The sequence below is a fragment of the Aliiroseovarius sp. genome, from assembly GCF_030148435.1.
Classification (GTDB): Bacteria; Pseudomonadota; Alphaproteobacteria; order Rhodobacterales; family Rhodobacteraceae; genus JASBTN01.
In genome coordinates this window covers 1-26,510 of the sequence record NZ_JASBTN010000054.1, presented here as the reverse complement: position 1 = coordinate 26,510, position 26,510 = coordinate 1, and the positions used below count along the sequence as shown (strand labels likewise).

24 protein-coding genes and 1 riboswitch are annotated in these 26,510 nt (G+C 63.9%); of the genes, 7 read left to right on the top strand and 17 right to left on the bottom strand.

The features are described from left to right. Positions 1–28: 28 nt before the first annotated feature. The 3 genes from Q1V43_RS09840 (at position 29) to Q1V43_RS09830 (ending at position 2,254) form a co-directional block, all read left to right on the top strand. Positions 29–703, top strand: coding sequence for a pyrimidine 5'-nucleotidase (locus tag Q1V43_RS09840; protein WP_300517146.1), 675 nt, complete (start codon positions 29–31; stop codon positions 701–703). Further along, positions 700–1,911, top strand: a complete 1,212-nt coding sequence (locus tag Q1V43_RS09835) for an FAD-dependent monooxygenase (RefSeq protein WP_300517143.1) — start codon at positions 700–702, stop codon at positions 1,909–1,911. Before Q1V43_RS09840 ends, Q1V43_RS09835 begins: the two co-directional genes overlap by 4 nt. A gap of 100 nt (positions 1,912–2,011) precedes the next feature. Beyond that, complete coding sequence (locus Q1V43_RS09830; RefSeq protein ID WP_300517141.1) at positions 2,012–2,254, top strand: hypothetical protein; 243 nt, start codon at positions 2,012–2,014, stop codon at positions 2,252–2,254. Positions 2,255–2,307: 53 nt separating this feature from the next. On the opposite strand, the gene Q1V43_RS09825 is transcribed toward Q1V43_RS09830, so the two are convergent. From Q1V43_RS09825 to Q1V43_RS09815, 3 genes are all read right to left on the bottom strand, one after another. Beyond that, positions 2,308–3,435, bottom strand: a complete 1,128-nt coding sequence (locus tag Q1V43_RS09825; protein ID WP_300517139.1) for an aminotransferase class V-fold PLP-dependent enzyme — start codon at positions 3,433–3,435, stop codon at positions 2,308–2,310. A 181-nt stretch (positions 3,436–3,616) separates the two neighbouring features. Next, complete coding sequence (locus tag Q1V43_RS09820) at positions 3,617–4,069, bottom strand: Lrp/AsnC family transcriptional regulator (protein WP_300517137.1); 453 nt, start codon at positions 4,067–4,069, stop codon at positions 3,617–3,619. Further along, positions 4,066–4,524 carry an Lrp/AsnC family transcriptional regulator gene (locus tag Q1V43_RS09815; protein WP_300517135.1) on the bottom strand — a complete coding sequence of 153 codons (459 nt, stop codon included), beginning with the start codon at positions 4,522–4,524 and terminating at the stop codon, positions 4,066–4,068. The genes Q1V43_RS09820 and Q1V43_RS09815 overlap by 4 nt, the downstream gene beginning before the upstream one ends. A gap of 93 nt (positions 4,525–4,617) precedes the next feature. Here Q1V43_RS09815 and ilvC point away from each other — a divergent pair, with 93 nt between their 5' ends. The 3 genes from ilvC (at position 4,618) to Q1V43_RS09800 (ending at position 7,272) form a co-directional block, all read left to right on the top strand. Beyond that, positions 4,618–5,682, top strand: a complete 1,065-nt coding sequence (ilvC, locus tag Q1V43_RS09810; RefSeq protein ID WP_300517252.1) for a ketol-acid reductoisomerase — start codon at positions 4,618–4,620, stop codon at positions 5,680–5,682. Between the two features lie 134 nt (positions 5,683–5,816). Further along, positions 5,817–6,704 (top strand): DMT family transporter, encoded by an 888-nt coding sequence (locus tag Q1V43_RS09805; protein ID WP_300517132.1) that lies wholly within the window; start codon positions 5,817–5,819, stop codon positions 6,702–6,704. Positions 6,705–6,846: 142 nt separating this feature from the next. After that, positions 6,847–7,272 (top strand): hypothetical protein, encoded by a 426-nt coding sequence (locus Q1V43_RS09800; protein ID WP_300517130.1) that lies wholly within the window; start codon positions 6,847–6,849, stop codon positions 7,270–7,272. Here the strand turns inward: Q1V43_RS09800 and glmM are convergent. The 8 genes from glmM to Q1V43_RS09760 all read right to left on the bottom strand — a co-directional run bounded on the left by glmM (position 7,269) and on the right by Q1V43_RS09760 (position 17,641). Next, entirely contained in the window at positions 7,269–8,609 is a 1,341-nt protein-coding gene (gene glmM, locus Q1V43_RS09795) for a phosphoglucosamine mutase (protein WP_300517128.1), read from the bottom strand. The genes Q1V43_RS09800 and glmM overlap by 4 nt on opposite strands. A gap of 1 nt (position 8,610) precedes the next feature. Then, a complete protein-coding gene (gene folP, locus Q1V43_RS09790) occupies positions 8,611–9,594 on the bottom strand; it encodes a dihydropteroate synthase (protein ID WP_300517126.1) in 984 nt (327 codons plus the stop codon). Then, complete coding sequence (locus tag Q1V43_RS09785; RefSeq protein WP_300517124.1) at positions 9,591–10,430, bottom strand: dihydroneopterin aldolase; 840 nt, start codon at positions 10,428–10,430, stop codon at positions 9,591–9,593. The genes folP and Q1V43_RS09785 overlap by 4 nt, the downstream gene beginning before the upstream one ends. A gap of 93 nt (positions 10,431–10,523) precedes the next feature. Beyond that, positions 10,524–11,156 (bottom strand): cell wall hydrolase, encoded by a 633-nt coding sequence (locus Q1V43_RS09780; protein WP_300517122.1) that lies wholly within the window; start codon positions 11,154–11,156, stop codon positions 10,524–10,526. Positions 11,157–11,299: 143 nt separating this feature from the next. Further along, positions 11,300–13,861, bottom strand: coding sequence for a putative PEP-binding protein (locus Q1V43_RS09775; RefSeq protein ID WP_300517120.1), 2,562 nt, complete (start codon positions 13,859–13,861; stop codon positions 11,300–11,302). Between the two features lie 109 nt (positions 13,862–13,970). Beyond that, positions 13,971–16,235 carry a glycine--tRNA ligase subunit beta gene (gene glyS / locus Q1V43_RS09770; protein WP_300517118.1) on the bottom strand — a complete coding sequence of 755 codons (2,265 nt, stop codon included), beginning with the start codon at positions 16,233–16,235 and terminating at the stop codon, positions 13,971–13,973. Between the two features lie 15 nt (positions 16,236–16,250). Then, on the bottom strand, positions 16,251–16,721 hold the full coding sequence (locus Q1V43_RS09765) for a DUF6446 family protein (protein ID WP_300517115.1): 471 nt from the start codon (positions 16,719–16,721) through the stop codon (positions 16,251–16,253). Then, on the bottom strand, positions 16,718–17,641 hold the full coding sequence (locus Q1V43_RS09760) for a glycine--tRNA ligase subunit alpha (protein ID WP_300517113.1): 924 nt from the start codon (positions 17,639–17,641) through the stop codon (positions 16,718–16,720). Before Q1V43_RS09760 ends, Q1V43_RS09765 begins: the two co-directional genes overlap by 4 nt. Positions 17,642–17,906: 265 nt before the next feature. Between Q1V43_RS09760 and Q1V43_RS09755 the strand changes: the two genes are divergently transcribed. Next, complete coding sequence (locus Q1V43_RS09755; RefSeq protein ID WP_300517111.1) at positions 17,907–19,652, top strand: peptidoglycan-binding protein; 1,746 nt, start codon at positions 17,907–17,909, stop codon at positions 19,650–19,652. 64 nt (positions 19,653–19,716) lie between these two features. On the opposite strand, the gene Q1V43_RS09750 is transcribed toward Q1V43_RS09755, so the two are convergent. From Q1V43_RS09750 to Q1V43_RS09725, 6 genes are all read right to left on the bottom strand, one after another. Then, positions 19,717–21,303 carry a thiamine pyrophosphate-binding protein gene (locus Q1V43_RS09750; RefSeq protein WP_300517107.1) on the bottom strand — a complete coding sequence of 529 codons (1,587 nt, stop codon included), beginning with the start codon at positions 21,301–21,303 and terminating at the stop codon, positions 19,717–19,719. Between the two features lie 2 nt (positions 21,304–21,305). After that, complete coding sequence (locus tag Q1V43_RS09745; RefSeq protein WP_300517104.1) at positions 21,306–22,754, bottom strand: TrkH family potassium uptake protein; 1,449 nt, start codon at positions 22,752–22,754, stop codon at positions 21,306–21,308. A 73-nt stretch (positions 22,755–22,827) separates the two neighbouring features. Continuing rightward, positions 22,828–23,946 (bottom strand): GTP cyclohydrolase FolE2, encoded by a 1,119-nt coding sequence (folE2, locus tag Q1V43_RS09740; protein WP_300517102.1) that lies wholly within the window; start codon positions 23,944–23,946, stop codon positions 22,828–22,830. 96 nt (positions 23,947–24,042) lie between these two features. Continuing rightward, positions 24,043–25,221, bottom strand: coding sequence for an aminotransferase class I/II-fold pyridoxal phosphate-dependent enzyme (locus tag Q1V43_RS09735; protein ID WP_300517249.1), 1,179 nt, complete (start codon positions 25,219–25,221; stop codon positions 24,043–24,045). A 48-nt stretch (positions 25,222–25,269) separates the two neighbouring features. Continuing rightward, positions 25,270–25,348: riboswitch (SAM riboswitch) on the bottom strand. A 37-nt stretch (positions 25,349–25,385) separates the two neighbouring features. Next, positions 25,386–26,006 carry an inner membrane-spanning protein YciB gene (locus Q1V43_RS09730; protein ID WP_300517099.1) on the bottom strand — a complete coding sequence of 207 codons (621 nt, stop codon included), beginning with the start codon at positions 26,004–26,006 and terminating at the stop codon, positions 25,386–25,388. Positions 26,007–26,016: 10 nt separating this feature from the next. Next, positions 26,017–26,510, bottom strand: a 494-nt coding sequence (locus tag Q1V43_RS09725) for a DMT family transporter (RefSeq protein WP_300517097.1), incomplete at its 5' end; no start/stop codon positions are given.

The window sequence follows — 26,510 nt, the reverse complement described above, 5'->3', positions numbered from 1 at the left end:
ACCGACGTCGGAGGCCTAGCTTCCGCCCATGGTCGCCGACGCTTTCTCTCATGTCTTCGCCTGGGTCTTTGATCTGGACAATACGCTGTATCCACCCGAGGCGCGGCTTTTTGACCAGATCGAGGTCCGCATGACCGCCTGGGTCTCCGAAACCCTGGGTGTGACCGAACCCGAAGCCGACCGGTTGCGCAGCCATTACTGGGCGAAATACGGCACAACCCTTGCCGGGCTGATGGAGGAGCACGGCGTCGACCCGGCCCCCTACCTGACCCATGTGCATGAGATCGACATGTCCCACCTGGAACAGGATACAGAGCTTCGCGCCCATATCACCGACCTTCCCGGGCGGCGCATCGTCTATACCAACGGGTCCGAGCCCTATGCCCGCCGGGTGCTGGCAGCCCGCGGCCTGGGTGGCCTGTTCGACGCGGTCTATGGCGTGGAACATGCGGACTTTCGCCCGAAGCCGGAACGCGCAGCCTTCGAGACCGTCTTTGCCGCGGATGGGCTGGACGCCACCGTGGCGGCCATGTTCGAGGATGACGCGCGCAACCTGACCGCGCCGCACGCGATGGGCATGCGCACGGTGCACGTGGCCCCCGTGGCCACCCCGGCAGATCACATCCATCACCACACCGATGACCTGACCGGCTTTTTGTCCGACCTGACCCGTCTGAGCCCCCCGAAACGGAGACCCGCATGACCCCTCCCAACATTCATCGGGCCGACATCTTCATCTCGGGCGGCGGCATTGCCGGGCAGGTCGCGGCCTGCGTCTTTGCCGCCAAGGGGTTTACCGTCGTCATGGCCGATCCGGTCCCACCGGTGACAGAAGCGGATCTGGACGGTTCCGACCTGCGCTCCACCGCGTTTCTGCGTCCCGCGCGGGAGCTTTTTGACGCCTGTGGCCTCTGGCCGGTTCTGGCCCCGCACGCCAAACCGCTCGACCAGCTGCAGGTGATCGACACCACCGGTTGGCCACCGGTCGAACGCGAACGACGCAGCTTCCGCGCCGATGACATGGGGGATGACCCGTTCGGCTGGAACCTGATGAACTGGGTCGTGCGACGCGAGCTCTGGTCCTACCTGCAGGGTCAGGATCGGATCACCGCGCTCTACGGCACCGGCTTCAGCTCCATCGTGCAGCGCACTGGCGAGATCATCGTTACCCTGGACAATGGCGACCAGGTGCGTGCGAAACTGGGCGTGGCGGCGGATGGCAAATTCTCGCCCCTGCGCGAGGCGGTGGGCATCGACGTGACCACCACGCGATATGGTCAGAAATCCCTGGCCTTTACCGTGACCCACGACACGCCGCACGACAATATCTCGACCGAGATCTACAACGAGGGTGGACCCTTCACCATCGTGCCCCTGCCCGACATGGATGGCCGCCATGCCTCTGCCATCGTCTGGATGAACCGCGGCCCGCGCGCAGTCGAGCTTATGAAGATGGAGGTGCCGGAGTTCGAAGAGGTGATGTATCACCGCTCCACCGGCTTGCTGGGGCACATGCGGCTGGAGGGGCGGCGCTCGATCTGGCCGATCATGACCCAGACCGCCAATCAGCTGGTTGCGGGCCGCGTCGCGGTCATGGCAGAGGCCGCCCATGCCCTGCCGCCGATCGGAGCGCAGGGGCTGAACACCTCGCTCAACGACCTCATTGCCCTTGCAGGCCTGGCCGAGACACACCGCGGCGACCTGGGCAGTCCCGAGATGATGCAGGCCTATGAAAAGGCACGAAAATCCGACATTGCACAACGCGCCCGCGTGATCGACCTGTTCAACCGCGTGGCTCGCTCCGGCGAGGCGGCGCTGCAGGCGGTGCGTCTGGCCGGGCTCAAGACCGTGCATGACGTCACGCCCCTGCGCAAGGGCGTGATGCGGGCCGGACTGGGGCCACGTGGCTGATTGCTGCGATGCGGCATAGCGCCGCGCCAGTCCCATTTACCATAGGAATTTCTTCGCATGTGCAGCAATACACTGCCACCGCGAACAGAGGAGATTCTCCATGGACATGAGCCAGACCCCCGCCGCAGTTGACACCAACGCCGCCGCGACTGCCCATCACGCCGCCGATCCCAAGGCCGAACGCCGCGCCGAGATCATCGGCTTCGGAATCATCGGGGCCCTGATCGCCGTCCTGGGCCTCGCCTTCCTGGCCATGGGCCTGACCGGTGTCGGCCTGGTCGCTGTCACCCTGGTGCCGGTGATCTACATCATGCTGGTCTGGATGGCGGGCGGCAAAAGCTGAGCCCCCCACCCGGTCCAAAGAAGGAAGGGGCGCCAAGCGGCGCCCCTTCTGTTTTACAAAACCTTGTCGATCACCTGTGTCAGGCGATCCAGGCTGGCATCCACGTCATAAAGCTTGTCGAGCCCGAAAAGGCCCAGCCGGAACGAAGAATAATCCTCACCCTCGTCACACATCAGCGGCACACCGGCGGCAATCTGCACCCCTTCAGCGGCAAAGGGCTTGCCAATTTTCACCTCGGGATCATCAGTATAGGCCACGACCACGCCGGGTGCGCCGAAACCTTCGGCGGCGACGGATTTGAGTCCCTTCCCGGCCAGCAGGGCGCGCACGCGGTTGCCCTGCTCCCACTGCGCGTCGCGCAACCTGTCGAACCCGTATTCCTTTGTCTCCAGCATCGCGTCGCGGAAGGCGCGCAGCGCGTCCGTGGGCATGGTGGCGTGATAGGCATGTCCGCCCCCCTCATAGGCCTCCATGATCGACAGCCACTTGCCCAGATCGACAGCGAAACTGGTCGAGGTGGTGGCTTTCGCAAGATCGCGCGCCGCTTCGTTCATCATCACCAGACCGGCCGAGGGCTGCGCCGACCAGCCCTTCTGCGGGGCCGAGATCAACACATCCACCCCCGTCGCCTTCATATCGACCCAAGCGCAGCCCGAGGCGATGCAGTCAAGGACGAAGATGCCTCCGACCGCGTGCACGGCCTGGGCCACGGCCGAAAGGTAGTCGTCGGGCAGGATCATGCCGCTGGCGGTTTCGACATGGGGGGCAAAGACCACATCCGGTTTCTCTTCCGCGATGCGCGCGGTCACTTCGTCGATCGGCGCGGGGGCAAAACCGGCGTGTCGATCATTCCCGACCCGGCGCGCCTTCAGCACGGTTTCCGCAGCGGGAATGCCGCCCATCTCGAAAATCTGACTCCAGCGGAACGAGAAAAACCCGTTGCGGATCACCATCGCGCGCTTGCCGGTGGCGAACTGGCGCGCGACCGCTTCCATCGCGTAAGTACCGCCACCGGGCACGATGGCCACGGCATCGGCATTGTAGACTTCGCGCAGGGTAGCGGAGATGTCGTTCATAACCCCTTGGAAGGCCTTGGACATGTGATTGAGCGAGCGGTCGGTAAAAACGACTGAAAATTCGAGCATCCCATCGGGATCGATATCGGGGCGCAGGGCGTGCATTGGCGGCTCCTTTGATGTGATGGGCAACATACGGCACCGGACCGGCGACGCATGATGCGCGAAAAACGCCGGATTTCCGCGCATTCGCGATTTGAACCAGAACCACGTCCGGTTTCAAAACAAAAAATTACGGGAAATGGCTCGGAACTTTTTCGCAGCCCCCGGATCAGGTCGGACAGGTTCAGATCGGCCCGGGTCGCCGCTCTTCGCTCAACAGCACATTAGCCTCCACATCTCCCACCCCGGGCAGGGTCATGATGCGACGCCTGAGCACCCGTTCGAAATCCGACAGGTCCCGCGCCACGACGCGCAGCCGATAGTCGTAGAGCCCCAGCACGTGCGCCACGGTCTGCACCTCGGGGATCGCCGTGACCGCACGTTCGAAATCCTCCAGGCTGACGCGCCCCTTGGTGGCCAGCTTCACGCCCAGAAACACGGTCACACCAAACCCCAGGGCCTCGCGATCCAGATCAACCCGACGCCCGGCGATGATGCCGCTGTCATGCAGCCGCTTGACCCGGCGCCAGGCCGCCGGTTGCGACAGGCAGAAGCGCCGTCCCAACTCGCCCGCCGACAGGGTCGCATCCTCGGACAGGGCACGCAGGAAACCACGGTCAATTTCGTCCAAGGTCATAGCGGAAGTGCCTCATCCGTCTTGATCGTGGCCACCTGTGCCAAGGCTTCGATATCGGCAATATGCGGCAGGGTCAGGATGCATTCGCGATAGATCTGTTGATAATGCGCCATGTCGCGGGCGACCAGGTTCAGGCGCACGTCGACCCGGCCCAGGAAGGTCTGGATTTCGATCACCTCGGACACCAGCCGGGCCTCGGCCAGGAATTCATCGAAGGCGCGCGGGTTGGTCTTGTCGAGCGTAACCCTGAGCGACACCTCGACTTCATAGCCCAGCGCGGGCCAGTGGATCACCGCGTGCTGGCCGCGCAGGATCCCGGCGCGGGTCAGTTTCTCCAACCGGCGCGAGCAGGTCGCCACGGTCACGCCCGCCAGCTCGGCCAGTTCCGAGCCCGCCAATTCGGGATTCTGCTGCAAGCGGCGCAGAATGCGGCGGTCCGTATCATCGACCTGCATGATTTCCTCATATTAGACAAATATAGAGAATGAATTACCCGGCTTTTACGGATTCTTCATTCCCTTTGCAAACGCCATTCAGGTAAAACCGCTATTCTCCGCTCAGAACACAAACTCGGAAGAAGGACGCGAAACATGCGCGTATATTACGATCGCGATTGCGACATCAACCTAATCAAGGACAAGAAGGTTGCCATCCTGGGCTATGGCTCGCAAGGCCACGCCCACGCGCTGAACCTGCGCGACTCGGGCGCGAAGAACCTGGTCGTCGCGCTGCGTGAGGGCTCGGCTTCGGCCAGGAAAGCCGAAGCTGAAGGCTTGGCCGTCATGGGCATCGCCGAAGCCGCCGCCTGGTGTGACGTGATCATGTTCACCATGCCCGACGAGCTACAGGCCGAGACCTACAAGAAATACGTGCATGACAACATCAAGCCCGGCGCCGCGATTGCTTTCGCCCACGGCCTGAACGTGCACTTCGGCCTGATCGAGCCGAAAGAAGGCGTTGACGTCATCATGATGGCCCCGAAAGGCCCCGGCCACACCGTGCGCGGCGAATATGTCAAGGGTGGCGGCGTGCCCTGCCTGGTCGCCGTTGACACCGACGCCACCGGCAAGGCACTGGAAATCGGCCTGTCCTATTGCTCGGCCATCGGCGGCGGCCGCTCGGGCATCATCGAGACCAACTTCCGCGAGGAATGCGAAACCGACCTGTTCGGCGAACAAGCCGTTCTGTGCGGTGGCCTGGTCGAGTTGATCCGCTGCGGGTTCGAAACTCTGGTCGAAGCCGGCTACGCGCCGGAAATGGCCTATTTCGAATGCCTGCACGAAGTGAAGCTGATCGTCGACCTGATCTATGAAGGCGGCATCGCCAACATGGATTACTCGATCTCGAACACTGCCGAGTACGGCCAGTATGTCACCGGCCCGCGCATCCTGAACTACGACGAGACCAAAGCCCGCATGAAGGCCGTTCTGGACGACATCCAGCAGGGCAAATTCGTGCGTGACTTCATGCTGGAAAACGCCGTTGGCCAGCCCACGATCAAGGCTTCGCGCCGCGCCAATGACGAGCATCTGATCGAAGAGACCGGCGCCAAGCTGCGCGGCATGATGCCGTGGATCTCGGCCGGCAAGATGGTCGACAAGGAAAAGAACTGATCCCGTCTCCGCAGAGACAATCAGTTGAAAGTCGGTCCGTCGGGGAAACCCGGCGGGCCGTTTTGTTTTGACTTTCCGATAAAAACCGCAGCCTATTGGCGCGAATTAGGGTTCCAACTTACAGATATCGAACAATGATCCGAAACTGGGTATATCTGCTGCTGCTCTCGGTGATCTGGGGCGCGAGCTTCATGGGCGTCTCTCTGGCGCTCGAAGGTTTCGGACCGCTGGGCGTGGCGGCCATTCGCATCACCATGGGTGCCGTGCTGTTGACCGGCCTGGCTTTCGCCATGGGGAACGGATTGCCCAGCCTGTCGCAAAGGCGGTTATGGCTGCACATTGCGGGCATGGGCCTCTTTTCCAATGCGATCCCCTTCTTCCTGCTCAGCTGGGGGCAACAGTATGTGACCAGCGGCTTTGCCGGGATCACCATGGCGGTCGTGCCCCTTCTGGTCCTGCCCCTGGCCCATGTCTTTATCCCCGGCGAGGCCCTGACACCCCGCAAGGCCGTCGGTTTTGCCATCGGCTTCTTCGGCGTCGGTGTCCTGATCGGTCCCGGAGCCCTTGCCCGCTCCGGCGCGGCGCTGGAGTTCTGGGCACAGCTGGCCTGTATCGGCGCTGCGGGCTGTTACGCCATCGGCTCGATCTTTACCCGGCTGGCGCCGAAGTCCGACCAGATCGGATTTTCCGCAGGCGGGCTTCTGGTGGCGACGCTCGTGATCCTGCCCATGGCCCTTGTCAGCGAGGGGCTGCCCGCCCTGCCCGGGGCCACGGCGCTCTGGGCGGTCGTTTATCTTGGCGTCTTCCCGACCGCCCTGGCCACTATCCTGCTGGTCAAGGTAGTTCAGAGCGCCGGGCCCAGTTTCATGAGCACGGTCAACTACCTCGTGCCGATCTGGAGCGTACTGTTCGGCGTTGCCCTGTTGGCTGAACCCCTGCCAGCCAGTTTCCTGACCGCCCTTGGCCTGATCCTGGCCGGCCTCGCCATCAGCCGGGCACGGGGGCTCCGCCGGCGCCCCTGACAGCCTGTGCTATACTGGGGAGGAAAGGAGACGCATCATGAAACGACGCACCCTTCTTGCCGGCCTACTGGCCTCACCTGCGCTCATGCCATCGGCAGGAACAGCGGAGGAAAGTGGCTTTCAAATCAGATCCAGCCGGTTCATGTTTTTCGACGATGACGAACCGGCCCGCCCGAACTGGCTGCTGCTGGGGACAGGCAATCGTATCAGGGGGTGGGACTTGCGCCCGGAGGTTCGGGAATACCCGGTGGAAACCGTGAACACCCGGATGCTGGGCCGACTGTTTCGCAGCTCGTTCAAACAACGCCTGCGAGGCGGCTCGCGCCTTGGAACCGTCTACCTGAACGGTCGCCGCCTGATCGTGCCCCATAACGCGGATGTGCGCAGAGCCGCGATCGCCCACAAACGCACCGAATGGTATTACAACAGACGCCCAAGATGGCTGTTGCTGAACACCCCGCTGGTCGAAAGCATGTTTCGCGGCTCCGGCGTTGGCAGCGCCTATCTGTCGGAAGATCGGACGGAGGTTCTGATCCTGATCCGCCCGACCGTCTTGCACGAGTTCTAAACGGCGGCCTCGACCGCTGCGACTATATTATCGACGACGCCGGTCAGCAGCGCCTCGTCCTCGCACTCCGCCATCACGCGGATCAGCGGCTCAGTGCCCGATTTGCGGATCAGCACACGCCCCTTGTCCCCCAGGTCTGCCTCACCGGACGCAATCGCGTCCTGCACCGACGCATTTTCCAGCGGCGCCTGCCCGGCCTGAAAACGCACGTTCTTCAGCATCTGCGGCACGGTTTCGAACACCTGGGTCAGTTGCGAGGCGCGCTTGCCGCTGATCACCATTTCAGCCAGGAATTGCAGCCCGGCCAGCAGCCCGTCACCCGTGGTCGCATAGTCCGTCATCACGATGTGACCCGACTGCTCGCCCCCCAGGTTGTACCCGTGCGCGCGCATCGCCTCGACGACATAGCGGTCGCCAACCTTGGTCCGGTGCAGCCCGATACCATGATCGGCCAGGAACCGTTCCAACCCCAGGTTGGACATGACTGTTGCGACCAGCGCGCCCCCGGCCAGACGGCCTTCGGCCGCCCAATGGCGGGCAAACAGTCCCATGATCTGATCGCCGTCAGCCACGCGTCCCTTCTCGTCAATGATCATGACCCGGTCCGCGTCACCATCCAGGCAAATGCCCAGATCGGCACCATGGGCCACCACGGTCTGCGCCGCGAGGTCGGTATCGGTCGAGCCGCAGCCCTTGTTGATGTTGATGCCGTCGGGCGCAACGCCCACCGGAATCACATCGGCCCCCAATTCCCACAGTACCTCGGGTGCCGCGCGATAGGCCGCGCCATTGGCGCAGTCAATCACCACCTTGATTCCGTTGAGCCTTTTGCCCCCCGGGAAGGTGGTCTTCAGGTATTCGACATAGCGAAGTCGGCTTTCGTCCACCCGGCGGGCACGGCCGATGTTCTGCGACTGTACCGGCTCCACCCCGGCGGCGACCAGCGCTTCGATCTGTCCTTCTACCTCGTCCGACAGCTTGAACCCGTCGGGGCCGAAGAACTTGATCCCATTGTCATGGAACGGGTTGTGGCTGGCCGAAATCATGATGCCCAGATCGGCACGCATCGAATGGGTGAACCGCCCAACGGCCGGAGTCGGCACCGGCCCCAGAAGAAGCACGTTCATACCGGTCGAGGTCAGCCCCGCCACCAGCGCGTTTTCTAGCATGTACCCGGACAGGCGCGTGTCCTTGCCGATGACCACGCGATGGCCGTTCTGACCGTCGCTTCGAAAATGCCGCCCCGCTGCCTCACCAAGACGCAGCGCCATCCCGGCGGTCATCGGCCAGGAGTTGGCCAGGCCACGAACCCCATCGGTGCCGAACAGTTTGTCCATCTCACAGGTCTCCGATCATTGCCTTTTGCAGGGTCAATGCCTGCCTTGTCTCAAATGTGTCATGCACGCGCAAAATCTGCGCGCCTTGCTGTGCGGCGAAAAGTGCCACGGCCACCGACCCCGCCATGCGGTCCTTCGCCTCTTCCGCGCCCCCAAGGGTGCCGATGAACCGTTTGCGTGAGGCGCCCAGCAGGATCGGCAGACCCAGATCATGGAGCAGGCTCAGTCCCCGCAGCAGGCTCAGGTTGTGCTCCAGCGTCTTACCAAAACCAATGCCCGGGTCCACGATAATCCGATCCCGCCGAATGCCTGAAACACACGCGGCGGAAATCCGCTGATCAAGGTGATCGTAGACATCGAACAGCACGTTGTCGTAACGCGGATCAGCCTGCATGGTTTCCGGGCTGCCCTGGGCGTGCATCAGGCAGACCGGTACATCGCGTTCCGCCACCAGGTCGGCCAGTTCCGGATCAAACAGGAAGGCCGATACGTCATTGACAATATCGGCACCCGCGTCCAACGCCGCCTCGGCCACGCGGGCCTTGCGCGTGTCGATCGAAATCGGCGTGGTGATGCCGGCGGCGCGGATGGCTTCGATGACCGGCGCAGTGCGGCGGATTTCCTCGTCGATCCCAACCTCGGCCGCGCCTGGGCGCGTGCTTTCCCCGCCAATGTCCAGAATATCGGCATCCACCGCCATGGCACGGGCGCGGGAAACGGCGGCGTCCAAGTTCGCGTGGTCCCCCCCGTCCGAAAAACTGTCCGGCGTCACATTCAGAATGCCCATGATGCGCGGGCGATCGAGGCTCAATCCGCAGAGCTCCGCACGCGGGGAGGTCAGACGCGGCAGGGCATCGGCGCATTCGGTCTGTTCCAGCTCCCCCATCCGCGTCACGCGGCGGATTTCCGAGAAGCAGAAGAGCTTGCTGCCACCGAGGGCATGTTCGCCCTCAAGCGCGGGAATCGCGTGGGTGTAGGTTTTCATGCCTTCCCCTCGACCCGCAGTTCATCCGCATGCAGTTCTTCGGCTATCCAGCGGGTCAGATCCACCGGATCCGTCCCCGCCGGACCATCCACCGCATCCAACACCAGTTTCGACGGTGCCCAGAGCACCGGCTGGCCGTTTTTCATCGCCCAGTCCAGTTCCGTGCGCGTGGCGACGACCTTGACGCGGGGCTCGGCACCCGCAAGCGCCCAGGCGGCCTGCTCCATGGCCAAAAGGTCGATGTGACGCTGCGCCTCAGGCGTGGTGGCGCGCGGGCCGTCCCCGGTCGCGGCGACGGTGACGATCAGGGGTCGCGGGTCATCGGCCAGACTGTCCAGTAACCCGGACAAATCCCCCTGCCCCAGGTATACGACCAGGGGATGCGGCACATCGGCGCTTTCGGCCCCGGCAACCTCTCCCCGCCCGCGCACGATCTCGACCCCCAGCTTGCCGGGGCCTCGATCCAGCTTCTGGATGCGCACAAACACCCGCAAGGGCTGCGGTTCGGCCAGAAGGCGCGCGGCAATGCGGTCGGCCAGTGTTTCGAGAAGGTTCAGCCTTTCGGCGGCCAGCTCGGCCGTGATCGCCTCGGTGATCGTATCATAGGACAGGATGTCGTCCACGTCGTCGGTGTCCGCACCGTCATGGGAGCCCACCTCGACCACCACGTCGAAACGCAGGCGCTGGGATACACCGCGTTCGGCCTGGAAGGCGCCAATCTCGACGGCGACCTCGTGGTCGCGCACGGAAATCCGGTCAGGCGGGGTGTCGCAAACGGCGGTGCCGGCGGCGCGGCCTTCGAGCGGGCCGAAGGCCTGGGTGGTCTCGTCAGTCATGGTGTCCTCGGGCAAAGTCGCGCGCACAATGCCCGGAAAACACGCCGAAAGGCCAGCGAATAGCGGCTTGCGAAGGCCATGAAACGACGCCTGTCAGTTCGACGAAACGCGCACCGGCATGCGGTAGAACTTGTGCACCCCGATCCGGGTGGTTTGGATGAAACGCCGCGCCCAGGAGGGGTTCACCGCCGTGGTGTGGTAATGGGTCGCCCCGGCGGTCAGCCCGCGCGGAGCACCGTCCATCAGCACCCGGGCGATCTTGCCAGCGGTGGCCCAGGCAGCGGGTTCGGTCACGCGCTCGGGACGGCCATCGCAGGTATAGGTGAACTGGCATTGGTATTTGCGCCCGGTGCCCTGATTGACCACGCCACAGATCGAGTTCGGGAACTGGGTCGAATCCACCCGGTTCAGGATCACCTCGGCCACGGCGAATTGACCTTTCACGGCCTCACCGCGCGCCTCGAAATAAAGCGCTTCGGTCAGGCACTGCCATTGCGCGTCGCCTTCAGCAACAGGCTGGCTGTTGATCCACGCACGAGAGTACCGTTGGGAACTCCCCGTGGACGGGGCCTGGCCCAGGCGGGCAACCCGGGTCGGATCGAGCGTTCCGAGACCGGCCGCTTCGGTGGCAAGCACCCTTTCGACCCCCGCAGGAGTGGTTTCCGCGAAGCCGGGCAATGCCAGCAAAAGGCCGAAAACAGCGGCCGAAAACAGCGTACGAACCATGGTAGCTACCCCACGTTTGCTCCATTCGCAGCGCCCGCAGGACGCCACAAGGCGCGGAAAGTAGGGGAAAAGTGCGCTTTCGTCCAGTTTTTCAGCCGCCTGGAAACGCATAGCCGCCATGCGTTTCCGTGGAGAGGCAAATTTTATTCCGTCTTTTCAGCTTGTTGCGCCATGCGGTCCTGAATGGCCAAATGGGCTGCCGCCAGCCGGGCCACCGGGACGCGGAAGGGGGAACAGCTGACATAGTCGAACCCGGCTTCGCGACAGAAGGCAATGGATTCGGGGTTGCCGCCATGTTCACCGCAGATCGACAGCGTGACCGTCTCACGCGCGTCTCGCGCCCGCTCTGCCCCGATCTCCAGCAGTTCCCCCACCCCTTCACGGTCCAGCGTGTGGAACGGGTCTTCGACATAGACACCCTGCTTCACATATTCACCCATGAAACGCCCCGCATCATCGCGTGAAAGCCCGTAGGTCATCTGCGTGAGGTCGTTCGTGCCAAAGGACATGAAGGACGCATGATGCGCGATCTCGTCCGCCCGCAAAGCGGCGCGCGGCGTTTCCACCATCACACCCAGGCGGTAGGTGAAATCGGCTTCGGTCTCGACCCGGACGGCAGCGGCAACGGCGTCGATGTGGGTCTTGACGATCTCGACCTCGCGCTTGGCGCTGACCAGGGGGATCATGATCTCGGGCACCACGGGGTCGCCGGATTTCGATGCCTCGATCGTGGCCTCGAAAATGGCGCGGGCCTGCATGTCATAGATTTCAGGTACTGTGATACCCAAGCGAACGCCACGCATGCCCAGCATCGGGTTGAACTCGCGCAGGCCCGCCACACGCACGGTCACGTCCGAGATCGGCAGGTCCAGCGCTTCGGCCAATTCACGCATGCCCTCGCGCCCATGGGGCAGAAATTCATGCAGCGGCGGGTCGAACAGGCGGATGCAGACCGGTTTGCCCTGCATGATACGGAACAGCGCGGTGAAGTCGTCGCGCTGCATCGGCAGCAGCCGTTCCAGCGCGGCGCGTCTGTCCTCGGAGCTGTTGGCAAAGATCATCTCGCGCATGGCCAGCAGGCGGTCGTCGTCGATAAACATATGCTCGGTCCGGCACAGCCCGATGCCCTCGGCGTTGAACATGACCGCCTTGTCCGCATCCGGCGGCGTGTCGGCATTGGCGCGAATGCCGATGTCGCGGTTTTCATCCGCCCAGGTCATCAGTTTCCTGAAACAGTCGCCAAGCTCCGGCGGCAGCAGGTCGACCGAGCCGCTGAGCGCCTCGCCCGCCGCGCCGTCCACGGTGATCACATCGCCCTCGCGAAACACACGGCCATCGGGCGCGATCAACATGCCGTTCCTCTTGTCGAGCCTAAGGCCAGCGGCCCCCACCACGCAGGGCAGGCCCAGACCACGCGCAATGACCGCCGCATGGCTGGTAATGCCGCCGCGAATGGTCAGGATGCCGCGCGCGGCGTGCATACCGCGAATGTCCTCGGGACTGGTTTCGCGGCGGACCAGGATGCAATCCTCGTGCTGCGCCGCCATGGCCTGGGCCGCGCGCGCATTGAAGACGATCTTGCCGGTGGCCGCGCCCGGGCTTGCCGCGATGCCTTCGGCAAAGACATCGCGTTCACCCTTGGGGTCGACCTGGCTGTGCAGAAGCTCTGCCAGGGCGCGCGGCGGGATGCGCAACACCGCCTCGTCATGCGAGATGATCCCGTCATCGGCCAGTTCCACCGCAATACGCACATTTGCGCGCTCAGACCGTTGCACACGCACCGCATCCAGAATGAACAGCTCTTCGTTCTCGATGGCGAACTCGATCTGCATCTCTTCGCGCAGCCGCGTCCGCACTTTTTCGCCGAAGGTGATGAGATCCGCGAAATTCTGCGGCAGGACATCCTCGATCGACCGGCCTCGCGGGTCCCTGGTCAGATACATGACATCGCTGTCATCCGGCGCGGCCAATGCGTCACGCCCCTGGCTTTTGCACAGGTAGCGCCCGCGCACTTCGCGCACGCCCGTATCACCGTTGACGAATTGCATGACGCCCGAACCGCTGAGCCCCTTGCCCACGCCCAAAGCCATCTTTTGCACGATCAGCCCCAGCCCGGCATCTGCCGGTGCGCCCTTGGCCTCGCGCAGAAGCCGCGCCGTGGTGCCTTCCCAGGCCCGAGCCATGGAGCGCAGGATCTCGGCCAGCTGGACCTCGGGATCCTGCGGGAAATACTCGTGCGTCTCTTCCTCGTACAGGTCAAGGGCCTCGCGCAGCGCTTCGGCGGTGGGCGCTTCGGGCGCATCGAAATCATCAGGGTCAAGACGGCCAACATGCACCGCATAAGCCTGAATAAAGCGCAGGTAGAGCGCGTTGGCCGCGGCTTCGCCATGACTTTCCACCAGCTTGGCATGCAACGCATCATTCATGCCGATGTTGAGAATGGCGGACGGCCCGCCCCAGTCGGGGTCTTCCGACGAGGGCCGCACGGATACCAGCGGATCCGGGCCGATCATTTTCAGCATTGCCCCCAGGTCCGGCATCTCGCCCGCCGATACCCCATGCACCGCATCGAAATCCAGCGCCAAGGTGCGTGGCACCGGCATGTCCAGACGAATCAGCCGTTGCAGGCACTTGGCCCGTCCACCATGGCGGCCCGTCTCGATCGGGGCCGTTGGCGTGATTTCGATAAAGCCAGGCTCGCTCATGTCTTTCTGCACTGCAGCACCCTCCGTTCGGGCCTCAGCATAGCGCGCGGTAGCGGTCACACAAGGGTTACATGCGCCGCCCGGTTTGCAGCGGGCGCCGCAAGATCCGTCAGCCCTCGATCCGGGTCAGATCGGCAACACCCAGGCAGATGTCGCGGATCCGCGCCAGCAGGTTCAGGCGGTTGCGGCGCACCACCTGGTTGTCGGTGTTGATCTGCACCGCCTCGAAGAAAGCATCGATCGGCGCGCGCAGGGCGGACATGGCGGACATGGCGGCGGCGAAATCCTCGCCCTCCATCGCGGGCGCGATGGCTGCCTGCGCCTCGTCCAGCGCGGCAAACAGCGCCTTTTCGCTGGCATCCTCGGCAAATTTCACATCCGCGCCGAAGGAATATTCGACCCCATCCTTTTCCTCGGCCTGCGACAGGATATTGTTCGCGCGCTTGAAGCCCTGCAACAGGTTTTCCCCGTCATCGGTCTTCAGGAACCCGGCCAGCGCCTCGGCCCGCTTGACCAGCAGGATCAGGTCGTCATTGCCCGGCATCGCCAGACAGGCATCGATCACGTCATGGCGAATGCCTTCCTCGCGCAGGTGGACCTTCAGGCGGTCGTGGAAGAAGGACAGCAGGTCTTCGGACACGCCCGGCATCTTGGCCGAGACCTTGCCCAGCACCGTGTCCGTATCCCCGGGAGTTTCCAGACCCAGCTTTTGCAGCACGGCGTGGAAAGCGGCACCGAAAACGCCGTGATCGGCAATCTCGTCCAGAGTGTTTTCCAAAGCGGCCAGTTCGGCCGCTTCAGCGGCCCCGGCGTGCTGGGCGATCTCGTGTTTCAAAAGCTGGCTGTCGATGAAACGATCCAGGCGCAGACGCAGGTCATTGGACAGGATGATGCGGATCACTCCCAGAGCGGCGCGGCGCAGCGCATAGGGGTCTTTCGATCCGGTCGGCTTTTCGTCGATGGCCCAGAAGCCGGTCAGCGTGTCCAGCTTGTCGGCAAAGGCGACAGCAACGGATACCGGTTCTTCCGGCACGTCATCGGAGGGGCCCAGCGGCGAATAATGCGCCTCGCAGGCATTGGCGACGCTTTCCGGCAGTTCGGCGGCCAGCGCGTAGTAGCGGCCCATCACGCCCTGCAACTCGGGGAACTCATAGACCATTTCGGAGGACAGGTCGGCCTTGGCCACCCGCGCGGCTTCCTCCGACAGGTCCGGCAGCGCGCCGACCAGCGGGGCCACTTCGCCCGCCAGCTTGGCGATGCGCGCGATCCGGTCGGACTGGCTGCCCAGCTCGCGGTGGAAGGTCACGTTGGCCAGCGGCTTGCCCATGCCGGCAAGCCCGACGGACCGCACCGTGCGCAGGTCGTTTTCCCAGAAGAACTTGGCGTCGGCCAGGCGGGCGGCCAGCACCTTCTGGTTGCCCGCCAGAATGGTCGCGCCGTGATCGGCGGTCTCGCGGTTGGCGACGGTGACGAATTTCTCGATCCGGCCGGTTTGCGGGTTGCGGACCGAGAAGAACTTCTGATGTTCCTTCATCGAGGTCTGCAGCACCTCGGGCGGCAGCGGGATGAATTCCTCGGCAATGTCGCCCATCAGCACGACGGGCCATTCCACCAGCCCGGCCACTTCGCGCAAGAGGCCCGCGTCTTCAACGATCTCCAAACCTTGCGCGAAGGCAGCGTTCTTGGCGTCCTCCCAGATGTGGTCAGCGCGTTCCTGCGGGTCGAGGATCACATGTGCGGCCTTCAGCTTGGCGGCGTAGTCGTCGAACCCGGTGACAGTGATCTCTCCGGACGCCATGAAGCGATGGCCTTGCGTGGTGTCGCCCGAGCGAATCCCGTCAACTACCATCGGAACCACCTGCGCACCCGCCTCATCCGACAGAATGCAGAGGATCGAATGCAGCGGGCGCACCCAGCGCAGGCTGCCCTCTCCTGGTTGGCCGGCCCCGCCCCAGCGCATGGATTTCGGCCAGGGGAAGTTGCGGATCGCGACTTCCAGCACCTCGGCGACGATCTCGCCCGCCTCGCGGCCCTCATGCTCGATCGTGGCGAAATAGACCGCGCCCTTTGGGGTCTCGCGTTCCTCGAGCTGGTCGCGGGTCACACCTGCGCCGCGCAGGAAGCCCTCGATCGCCTTGTCCGGCGCGCCCACCTTCGGGCCCTTGCGTTCCTCGCGGGTGTCGGGCGAGCGGGCCAGCAGGCCTTCTACACCCAGGCATAGCCGGCGCGGCGTGGCGAATGCGGCGGCACCTGCGTAGGTCAGGCCGGCATCCACCAGCCCATCGGTGACGAGTTTCTGCAGGTCGGCCGCGGCCTTGCCCTGCATCCGGGCGGGAATTTCTTCCGAGAAGAGTTCAATCAGCAGGTCGGGCATGGGTTTACTCGCCGTTCATTCATCATATTTTTCGTTCAACTGGTGCCACGCAAAGGCCCTGCCATCGGGATAGACGGCGATGATGCGGTCCACCCCGTCACGAATGTTCCTTTCCCCCAGGAAGGCCACGGCCTGCCCCTGTTCCAGGTCGTGCCCGATCGTCTCGGCGTCGAAACACTCGAACCAACCGGGGGCGGTCAGCGGCGTGGGGTCTTCGTGGATGACATAGGTTTCGGTCAGCATCGCCAGGCTGGAGGGCGTCGTGAAACAGGCCCGAAATCTGAGCGGCGAGCTGTTGGCGTCGATGCCCTCGAGCCCATCGGCGATGATCTCTTCGGCTTGGTCTGTGGCCACGTTGGTCATGCGCATTACCTCGGCCTCGGCATCCACCGGGTCGTAGAAGGCGTAAAGCTGCAGCCAGTAGATCGCTACGCCGGAGATGAGGGAAATGGCCACGATCAGGCTTACGATAATCTTGCCGCTCACGCTGCATAGCCTCCGGCTTCGGTCAGCACGAATGCGTCGGCGCATTGTTTGGCCAGCGCGCGAACCCGGCCGATATAGGCCTGGCGTTCGGTGACAGAGATCACGCCGCGCGCGTCGAGAAGGTTGAATATATGCGACGCCTTGATGCATTGGTCATAGGCCGGGTGAGCCATGATGATGCGCTTGCCGGTCTTGGGATCGACATGTTCATGCGCGAGGATCGCGGCGCATTCTGCCTCGGCTTCCTCGAAGTGGCGCAGCAGCACGTCCGCATTGGCCACGTCGAAGTTCCAGCGGGCGTATTCCTCTTCCGTCTGCTTGAAAACATCGCCATAGGACAGGGCGATGGGCGACTGCGGGTCGTTGAAGGGCATGTCCATCACGTGGTCGACGCCCAGAACATACATGGCCAGACGTTCCAGACCATAGGTCAGCTCGCCCGATACCGGGGTGCAGTCATGGCCGCCAACCTGCTGGAAATAGGTGAATTGGCTGACTTCCATGCCGTCGCACCAGACCTCCCAGCCCAGTCCCCAGGCGCCCAGGGTTGGGCTTTCCCAGTCGTCCTCGACGAAGCGGATGTCATGCAGCGCCATGTCGATGCCGATGGCTTCGAGCGAGCCCAGGTAGAGCTCCTGCAGGTTGGGCGGGCTCGGTTTGATCAGCACCTGGTACTGGTAATAGTGCTGCAACCGGTTCGGGTTCTCGCCGTAGCGCCCGTCGGTCGGACGGCGAGAGGGTTGCACATAGGCCGCCGCCCAGGCGTTCGACCCCAGCGCGCGCAGCGTGGTGGCCGGGTGGAAAGTGCCCGCGCCCACTTCCATGTCGTAGGGCTGCAGCACGGCGCAGCCTTTTTCGGCCCAGTAATTCTGCAGCCGCAGGATGATCTCCTGGAAGCTCTTCGGTCGGTTGTCGCTCATGGCCATGGAACCCCTTCGGAACAGGTCTTGTCCTATCGCGCCCTCAATAGGCGCTGGGAAGAAGGGGGTCAATCGGCTGGTCAGGCGGATTGCACAGGCAAGCCCCCCGCGCGCGTTTCCCATGGTGAAAATGCGACCCGATCCACGCAGTTGCCCCCGAGCATCACGCAATTCGAAGCCATCGGTTGACCTGCCCCCCCGTCATGGTGTTCACAAGCTCTAATGGTTTTGGCAGGAAGAGCCCCGCGTGGGGCCGTGAGGGGTTATGAAGAGACTGTTTTACGCAATCACCGTCCTGGTCGCGATGTTCTGGGGCCTGTTTGCCACCCGGGCCGAAGCACAGGAGACCGCATGGATCCAGCTCGAAGCGCAGCCGAGCCTGGCCCAGGCCCAGACCGCCGCACAGCGTTACGCGACGCGCCTGCAGGACGTAAACGGGTTTCGGGTAAACGGTGGGTGGTATGCGATTGCGGTCGGGCCGTTCACTCAGCAAGGCGCCACGGCCCGGCTGACCGAGCTGCGCGCCGGTGGGGCGATCCCGCAAGACGCCTACGTGGCCTTTTCGGGGCAGTACGGACAACAGTTCTGGCCGATCGGCGCCAATACGCTGGGCGCAGCACCTCTGGACACCACCACACCGGTTGAAACCGTACCGGCCACCGCCCCGGTCGCAGAGATTCTTCCCGACGAAACCCCGGGCGAAGCCCGCGCCTCGGAACGCCTTCTGGACCGCGAGGCCCGCATGGAGTTGCAGCGCATGCTGGAATTCGAAGGTTTCTACAACTCCGGCATCGACGGCGCCTTCGGTCCCGGCACCCGCCGCGCCATGGGCGATTACCAGACGGCCATGGGCTATGAGCCGACCGGCATTCTGACCACCCGCCAACGGGCAGAACTGCTGGCCAACTACCAGGGCTTCCTTGACAGTCTTGGTCTTCAGACCACCCAGGACCGCGAGGCCGGCATCCAGATCTCCCTGCCCGCGGCCCTGGTCGATTTCAACCGCTACGAAGCCCCCTTTGTGCATTATGACGCCAAGGGTGACAGCGGCGTGCGCGTGGTGCTGATCAGCCAGCACGGCGACCGGTCGACCCTGTTCGGCCTCTATGACATCCTGCAATCGCTGGAGATCGTACCGACCGAGGGCGAGCGTGAACGCAAGAATGATGAATTCACCCTGACCGGTCGGGACGACAACATCACCTCCTACACCTATGCCAAGCTGGTGGATGGCACGGTGAAGGGTTTTACCCTTGTCTGGCCCAACGGGGATGAACGCCGCCGCGACGTGGCCCTGAAGCAGATGCGCGAGACCTTCACGAGTCTGGGCGGGATGGCCCTGGCCGACAATGCCGGTCTGGATGACGCGGTGCAGAGCCTCGACCTGCTGTCCGGTCTCGACATCCGCCGCCCGCGCCTGTCGCGGTCCGGTTTTTACGTCGATGGCAACGGCGCCGTGGTGACGACCGCCGAGGCCGCGCAGGCCTGCGCACGCATAACCGTGGATGGCTATAAGGCGCGGGTGGTGGCCGCCAGCCCTGCGCTGGGCGCGGTCCTTCTTAATCCGGTCGAGGCGCTCTCGCCGCCTGCCGTGGCGCAGATGCTGAGCACCGATGCGCGCCTGAATTCCGAAGTGGCCGTGGCCGGCTACTCCTACGAAGGCCGACTGGGCGCACCGACCCTGACCTTCGGCACCCTGGCCGACCTGGCCGGCCTGCGTGGCGAGGTCGAACTGACCCGGCTGGCGCTCTCCACCCAGACTGGTGACGCGGGCGGTCCGGTTCTGGATTCCGGTGGTGCGGTGATCGGCATGCTGCTACCGCCTGCCGGTGGGACTGGCCGGCAACTGCCCGGTGACGTGAGCTTTGCAGCCGATGCGAGCGCCCTGGCGGCCTTTCTGGCCGAAAACGGCGTGACCGCCACGGCAACCGATTCGATGGCCTCGATGGACCCGGTGGACATGAGCGCTCTGGCCGCGGACATGACCGTGCTGGTAAGCTGCTGGGACTGATCCCCGCCGACCGGCCAGACATGAAAGGCGCGGGAAGCCCCCGCGCCTTTTTCCTTGCCCGAGCCTAACCCGCCAGAATCTCCGGCGTGACGTGAATGACGGTTGGCCCGTCGGCCTCGAAAGCATCCAGCACGGCGCGGGTCACATCCTCAAGCGACCCCGGAGCCACCGCCCCGGCCCCATAAGCCTTGGCAAGCGCCAGGAAATCCGGATTGCGCGCCACCACGGCGTTGGGGGCAATCTGGCTTTGGACCATGCTGTCCTCGATCTCTTTCAGCTTGCCATTGTTCCACAGAAGGATCGGCAGGCTCAGACCCAGTTCCACCGCCACGCCCAGTTCGGGCAGGGTGTACTGAAACCCGTAATCCCCGGCGATGCACAGAACCGGCAGCGCCCCCAGCCCCACTTTGCCGCCGATTGCGGCGGGCAGGGCCCAGCCCAGCGTGCCGAACCCGGTCGGGTGGTGCCAATGCGCGGGTTCGGCCATCGGCCAGACTTCCTTGGCGACATAGGCAAGCTGTGTCATGTCCGAAAACACCCGCATAGTTTCCGGCATCTCGGGCGCGAGGGCTGCGCAGATCCGGGCAATACCGGGCCGTTCGGCGCCCGCCTCGGCCCGGAACCGATCGCGCGTCGCCTGGACCTCGGACGGCGACCACCTGCCGGGTCGCGCGTGGGGCTCGACAAGGTCCAGAAGGTCAGACAGGAACAGCGCCGCGTCGCCCACCAGGCCCAGATCCGGGCGCACGGTTTCATTCAGAACTGCCGGGTCGATATCCACCCGCACCAGAGGCGCCTTGTGCCCCAGCTCGTTGCGCCACAGGTCGACCTCGGCCAGCTCGCAACCGACGACGATGACCAGATCTGCCTTGGCAATCTCCTCGGCCGAGCCGGGGCGCGACAGGGTCGCCCCGAAGCTGAGCGGCGCATCGTCCGGGACCACACCGCGCCCCGCATAGCTCTGGAAACTTGCCGACCCGGTGCAGGCCACAAGCTGTCGCGCGGCACTTGCACCAGCCACAGCGCCCCCACCGAAGATGAACAGAGGTCGCCGGGCGCCGATCAGCCATTCGGCCACCGCCGCCACATCCTCGGGCCGGACCTGCGGCAGACCCGGAGCGATACCGGCCTCGGGCGCGGGGTCGGCCAGGCTGCCCGCCAGGGCGATCGGCACGTGAATCGCCTTGGGCCGTTTGCGCACCGAGCCGAATTCGGCCAGCGCACGGTCCACCAGCCGATAGGCCGCATCGGCGCTCAAGGCAACTTCGGACCAGTCGCACACCGCTGCCCCGGCGCCCGCCTGGTCGCGCATCTGATGCAACTGCCCGCGCCGACCCGCGGCCTCATCCAGGCAGGAGCAGATCGCCAGGACGGACGAGCTGTCCGACCAGGCCTGCCCCAAAGGGGTCAGCGCATTCAGAAAGCCGGGGCCCGTAATCAGATAGCACACGCCCGGACGGCCGGTCGCACGCGCATAACCATCCGCCATGAACCCCGCACCCTGTTCGTGGCGCGCCAGCACGTGGGTGATCCCGGCTTCCTCGATGCCGCGATACATTTCGACGTTATGCACGCCGGGAATGCCGAAAATCACGTCGGTGCCGCGATCTCTCAGCATGTGGGAAATCTGCGCGCCCAGTGGTTTGCGCATGGTCAACCTCTCCAGAATTTCAGCGTGAACAGCACATAGACGACCAGCAGCTCCAGCCGCCCGATCAGCATGGCGGCGATCAGAATCCACTTGGCGGCATCATTCAGCCCCGCGTAATTGCCTGCCGGGCCGATTTCCGCCCCCAGACCCGGGCCGATATTAGCCAGCGCCGCGGCAGCCCCGGAGACCGAGGTGATGAAATCCAGCCCGGTCATGCCCAGCGCCACAGAGATCAGCCCCAGCGACACGACAAAGAGCACGAAGAACCCCATGACCGAGCTCAGAACGTCCTCGCCCACACGCCGACCGGCATAGCGCGGCGTGAACACCCCATGGGGTGAATGGATCGACCGGATTTGCGCTTTGATCGACGCAAACAGCAGTTGATAGCGGAAAATCTTGATCGAACAGGCGGTCGAGCCCGCGCAGCCACCGATCAGCCCGATGAAGAAGAACATGACCACCGGGAAGGAGCCCCAGTTCATGTAATCGGTCGAGGCATAGCCGGTGCCGGTCAGGATCGAAGTCACATTGAACAGGACCTTGCGGAAAGACTGCTCGATCGAGCCGCCGTCAAACAGAAACTGCCAGACCGCCATCAGCAGGATCAGAACCGCAGCGGTTGCAAAGAAACCACGCACCTGCGGATCATTCACAAGCGGCCGCGCGGTGCCCGCGACCAGTTGCACATAGCGCACGAAGGGCAGCGCGGCGAGCAGCATGAAGACCACCGCAGCATATTCCGTCCCGGCCCCGAAAGCGCCGAAACTGGAGTCATAGTTGGCGTAGCCCCCCGTGGCGATCGTGGTCATCGCGTGGGTTACGGCATCGAAGGCCGACATGCCCAGGGCATAATAGACGACGGCACACAGCGCCGTCAGGCTGAAATAGATCACCGAGATGCGCGACGAGATCTCGGTCGCGCGCGGCAGGATCTTGCCAAAGGTATCGAACCCTTCGGAGCGGAAGATCTGCATGCCCCCGATGCGCAATTCCGGCAGGAACACCATGGCGACAACGATGATCCCGACACCGCCGAACCACTGCAGAAGCCCTCGCCAGAACAGCAGGCCCTCGGGCAGGTTGTCCAGTCCCGACAGCACCGTGGCCCCGGTGGTGGTCAGGCCGGACATCGCCTCGAAAAACGCGTCCACCCCGCGTGCGTCCACCTCGCCCAGCACGAAAGGCAGCGCGCCGAACAGCGGCAGCGCGACCCAGACACCGGTGGTCAGAATGAAGGTCTGCTGAATATTCAGCCCCTGCCCCACCCCGTTCGACGTGGCCAGAGCGACCGAGCCGCCGATCAGCATGGTGATCACCGCGCTTTGCAGAAACACGATCCAGTCCGGGCTGCCGACCGCCAGATCGATCCCCATGGGGATCAGCATCGTCGCCCCGAGGACGGCAATGAGCAGGCCTATGACATATCCAACAGGGCGCAGATCCAGCATGGGCGCAGGGTTGGCCGGGCGCGGGGTTGGTGTCAAGCCGGATGCCGCCCCGGACGCTTGTCAATTACGCATTTCAGCCAACGTGGAACAGGGTCGAAAACAGCTTGGGATCGAGGCTCTGCGCCTCGAAGGTGCGCCCTTCGGTCAGGATCGACACGGCATCATGGCTGTGCAGGCTTTCCTGATGGCTGGCCACCACGCGGAAATCACCAATGCGCGGATCCTGTTGCAGCTGTTCGCAGAACAGGCGCGCGGCATCCTCGACGAAGATCGGATTGGCGGCATTCAATTCGGCAAAGGCCTGTTCATCCTCGCGCTTGACCATCACCTGGGTCTCGGTCGGGACCGCGAGACGGCACATGTCGATCAGATCCTCGAACCACAGCGTATTGCCCGGCTGGTGGATCTTCTCGACCGAAATCCGTGCCACGGACCGCTGCGAATGCGGCGTAGCCAATTGACCGCGGCTCTGGCGCGCGTGTTCGGACAGTTCTAGCGAACAGGGGCAGGTCGAGCTGTAGACATAGTCCAGGTGCATGAACTTGCGCCGCTTGCCGTGGTGTTCGATCAGCTCCAGTGCAATGTCGTAATACTGATACCCCGACAGCCCCGAACGCAGCGACTGCACCCGCGCGGGATAGGAGAAACGCATCTCGATCCGCGCATCCAGGCTTTGCAGGTCGGCCTTGTAGTCGTCCAGCGCGTGTTCGATCACCTCGAAGGAAAAGGTCTTTTCCGCATGGCCATAGAAGCTGCGCATGATGCGCGACATGTTAATGCCCTTCTTGCCGGCCTCGAGGCTCACCGTGCCGGTGACAGAGGTTTCCAGCGTCACGTCACCATCGTCGCGGGTGTGATAACGGATCGGCAGACGGAAGTTAGAAATCCCCACATGCTGGATGTGCCGTTTTGCGCCCTGGATCAGGCTGGCCGGGCCGTTCTGCAGATCGGGCATCGACGCCTTGTAATCTGCGTCCGGGTCGAAATCGGACGGATAGTCGCGGCTGAGCGCGGGGTAGTTCGACACTTCACCGCCCGGCAGCAGGCGCGCGATCGACGGGTCCAGCTGGGCCACTTCGACCGGATCGGCCCCGGCCGCCCAGTCGCGCAGCAGGGCCAGGGCGCGTTTGGCCTCCTCCCGGTCAGGCAGCTCGGTGGCTTTCTGATCGATCTCGGGCGTGAACTTGTTCATGGCTGGCCCCCCACTCTCCGAAATGCCACCTGTCGCACAGCTTCAATGTAAGCCTTTGACAGTGATTCACCAAATCGGCAACGCCAGAGGCGACACTCAGACGGCCCGAAGCGCCTGATCGAGGTCCGCGACCAGGTCCGCCGGGTCTTCCAGCCCGATCGACAGGCGCACCAGCCCGTCCGAAATGCCCAGCGCGTCCTTCTGGTCCTGCGGCAGGCGTTGATGGGTGGTGGTGGCCGGATGGGTCGCAATCGACTTCGCATCGGCGAAGTTGTTCGAGATAATGAAGATCTCCAGCGCATTGAGGAAGCGGAAACAGGCCTCCTTGCCGCCCTTGACCTCGATTGCCAGCACGGTGCCACCCGAGGGCGCCTGCCGGATCGCGATGTCATATTGCGGATGCGACGGGTGGGTCGGGTAGCTCATGCGCGAAAGCTTGGGGTGATCCGCCAGCGCCTCGGCCACCCTGAGCGTGCTTTCGGCCTGGGCCCGCACCCGCAGGTCCAGCGTCTCAAGCGCCTTCAGGTGGGTCCATGCGGCGAAGGGGTTGATCGCCCCGCCGGTGTGTTTGATGTAGGTCTCGATCGGGCCGCGGATCAGCTCGCGAGAGCCGCAGATCGCCCCGCCCAGCATGCGCCCCTGCCCGTCCACGTGTTTGGTCGTGGAATAGACCACCAGGTCGGCGCCCAGCCGCGTGGCATAGGAAAAGATCGGCGTGGCCATGGCATTGTCCACCACCACCAGCGCACCGTTGGCATGGGACAGCGCGACCACGTGGGCCAGGTCGATCACCTCCAGCGTCGGGTTCGAGATCGACTCAAGGAACACCAGCCGCGTATCCGGGCGGATCGCCGCCTCCCACGCCGCCTTGTCGATGCCGTCCACGATGGTCACTTCCACACCGAAATTGGCCAGAACCTCTTCCAGCACGTAAAGGCACGACCCGAACAGCGCACGCGAGGACACCACGTGATCCCCCGCCTTGCACAGCGCCATCAGCGCGCCCGACACGGCGGCCATGCCCGAGGTGCAGGCAAAGGCGTCCTCGGTACCCTCCATCGCGGCGATGCGGTCCTCGAACATGCGGTTTGTGGGGTTGCCGTAGCGGGCATAGATGAATTCGTCCGGGCCGCTCTTTTCGAACCGGGCCTCGGCGGCCTCGGCGGTCGGGTAGACGAAGGCCTGGGTCATGTACATCGCCTCGGACAGCTCGCCATACTGGCTGCGCCGCGTGCCGCCGTGGATTGCCTCGGTGCGTTTGCCCCATTTCGTCATCGTCTTGTCTCCCGACATAAAAAAATCCCCACCGCTGTCAGCGACGGGGATGGTCCGGCCCTGACCTCTTTAGCGGAATATTTAAAGAGGCCCGCAATCCGGTGAACAAATCGCCTCTGGGCGCCTGTTACAATCTGCAAGGTTCTCCGTCAAGCGTACAGCCCTTAGCCGGAGGTGCCGGTATCCGCATCGTCGCTTTCGATCCCGTATCTGGAAAACAGGCTCATCTGGGTGGCGAAGAAGGCGAAGGTGCCCAGCGTCAGGCCGAAGGTCTTGAAGTTCACCCAGGCATCCGTGCTCATCGTGCGCCAGATCGCCTCGTTGGCAATCGCAAGCCCGAGGAAGAACAGGGTCACGCGGCGGGTCAGGATCATCCAGCCCTCGCGCTCCATCGGCAGGGCCTGATCCATGACCGCCTCCAGGTAGCTCTGCCCCCGCAGCAGGCCGAAGCCGAGGGCACCGGCGAAGAGCAGGTAGATCATGGTCGGTTTCATCTTGAAGAAACGTTCGTCATTGAGCCAGATCGACAGCCCGCCGAAGCCCACCACCAGCACCAGCGTAACGATCTGCATCTTCGACAGATGTCCGGTCAGGCGCCATTGCACGAAGGTTGTCGCGGCGAGCAACGGGATGAACATGGCGGTGACGGCAATGAAGCCGGAGTATTCCGCCCCGCCGACCGCGAAGCTGCGGTCCTTGAACAGCGTATAGCCGACAAAGAACAGGATGATCGGCCCGTATTCCAGGGCCATCTTCAGGCCCGGATTGATCTGTTTCTCGCTCATGCGCTTCCTTTCATCCGCCCATTTCGACGATCACGGCCCCGGCCGCGATCAATGCCATCAGTGCCAGGCGGCGCGGCCCGGTGCTTTCGCCCAGCATCAGCCAGCCGATCAGGGCAGCAAAGACCGTCGATGTCTCGCGCAGCACCGCCGCCTCGCCGACCGAATCCAGCCGGGTCGCCAGCATGATGGAGCCGAAGGACATATAGGCAATAAATGCGCCGGTTACACCCTTTGCCATCAACGGGCCCGGCGCGGGGCGGTTGGGCATGCTGCGCCAGCGCAGGTAGGCGAACGGCGGGAGGGCCAGCCCGTCGATGAAGAAGAACCAGGCGAGAAAGGTGAACGGATCGGCCGTGGCGCGAATGCCAAAGGCGTCCCAGGTCGTGTAGGCGGCAACGAAACCACCGGTCAGCACCGCCATGGCAATGGCCGGTTTCAGCTTGTCGCGACCGACCTGCCAGTGTTTGAGGTTATAGACCGCAAGGCCATAGATCCCGGCCAACA

Excerpts from the sequence above, each read along its gene's own strand:
- Q1V43_RS09760 (WP_300517113.1), bottom strand. The coding sequence starts at position 17,641 with ATGAGCGACAACCGACCGAAGAGCTTCCAGGAGATCATCCTGCGGCTG.
- Q1V43_RS09820 (WP_300517137.1), bottom strand. The coding sequence starts at position 4,069 with ATGACCTTGGACGAAATTGACCGTGGTTTCCTGCGTGCCCTGTCCGAG.
- Q1V43_RS09835 (WP_300517143.1), top strand. The coding sequence starts at position 700 with ATGACCCCTCCCAACATTCATCGGGCCGACATCTTCATCTCGGGCGGC.
- folP (WP_300517126.1), bottom strand. The coding sequence starts at position 9,594 with ATGAAAACCTACACCCACGCGATTCCCGCGCTTGAGGGCGAACATGCC.
- Q1V43_RS09800 (WP_300517130.1), top strand. The coding sequence starts at position 6,847 with ATGTTTTTCGACGATGACGAACCGGCCCGCCCGAACTGGCTGCTGCTG.
- Q1V43_RS09825 (WP_300517139.1), bottom strand. The coding sequence starts at position 3,435 with ATGCACGCCCTGCGCCCCGATATCGATCCCGATGGGATGCTCGAATTT.
- folE2 (WP_300517102.1), bottom strand. The coding sequence starts at position 23,946 with ATGAACAAGTTCACGCCCGAGATCGATCAGAAAGCCACCGAGCTGCCT.
- Q1V43_RS09745 (WP_300517104.1), bottom strand. The coding sequence starts at position 22,754 with ATGCTGGATCTGCGCCCTGTTGGATATGTCATAGGCCTGCTCATTGCC.
- Q1V43_RS09775 (WP_300517120.1), bottom strand. The coding sequence starts at position 13,861 with ATGAGCGAGCCTGGCTTTATCGAAATCACGCCAACGGCCCCGATCGAG.
- Q1V43_RS09830 (WP_300517141.1), top strand. The coding sequence starts at position 2,012 with ATGGACATGAGCCAGACCCCCGCCGCAGTTGACACCAACGCCGCCGCG.
- glmM (WP_300517128.1), bottom strand. The coding sequence starts at position 8,609 with ATGGACAAACTGTTCGGCACCGATGGGGTTCGTGGCCTGGCCAACTCC.
- Q1V43_RS09730 (WP_300517099.1), bottom strand. The coding sequence starts at position 26,006 with ATGAGCGAGAAACAGATCAATCCGGGCCTGAAGATGGCCCTGGAATAC.
- Q1V43_RS09755 (WP_300517111.1), top strand. The coding sequence starts at position 17,907 with ATGAAGAGACTGTTTTACGCAATCACCGTCCTGGTCGCGATGTTCTGG.
- Q1V43_RS09750 (WP_300517107.1), bottom strand. The coding sequence starts at position 21,303 with ATGCGCAAACCACTGGGCGCGCAGATTTCCCACATGCTGAGAGATCGC.
- Q1V43_RS09780 (WP_300517122.1), bottom strand. The coding sequence starts at position 11,156 with ATGGTTCGTACGCTGTTTTCGGCCGCTGTTTTCGGCCTTTTGCTGGCA.
- glyS (WP_300517118.1), bottom strand. The coding sequence starts at position 16,235 with ATGCCCGACCTGCTGATTGAACTCTTCTCGGAAGAAATTCCCGCCCGG.
- Q1V43_RS09815 (WP_300517135.1), bottom strand. The coding sequence starts at position 4,524 with ATGCAGGTCGATGATACGGACCGCCGCATTCTGCGCCGCTTGCAGCAG.
- Q1V43_RS09840 (WP_300517146.1), top strand. The coding sequence starts at position 29 with ATGGTCGCCGACGCTTTCTCTCATGTCTTCGCCTGGGTCTTTGATCTG.
- Q1V43_RS09805 (WP_300517132.1), top strand. The coding sequence starts at position 5,817 with ATGATCCGAAACTGGGTATATCTGCTGCTGCTCTCGGTGATCTGGGGC.
- Q1V43_RS09785 (WP_300517124.1), bottom strand. The coding sequence starts at position 10,430 with ATGACTGACGAGACCACCCAGGCCTTCGGCCCGCTCGAAGGCCGCGCC.
- Q1V43_RS09735 (WP_300517249.1), bottom strand. The coding sequence starts at position 25,221 with ATGACGAAATGGGGCAAACGCACCGAGGCAATCCACGGCGGCACGCGG.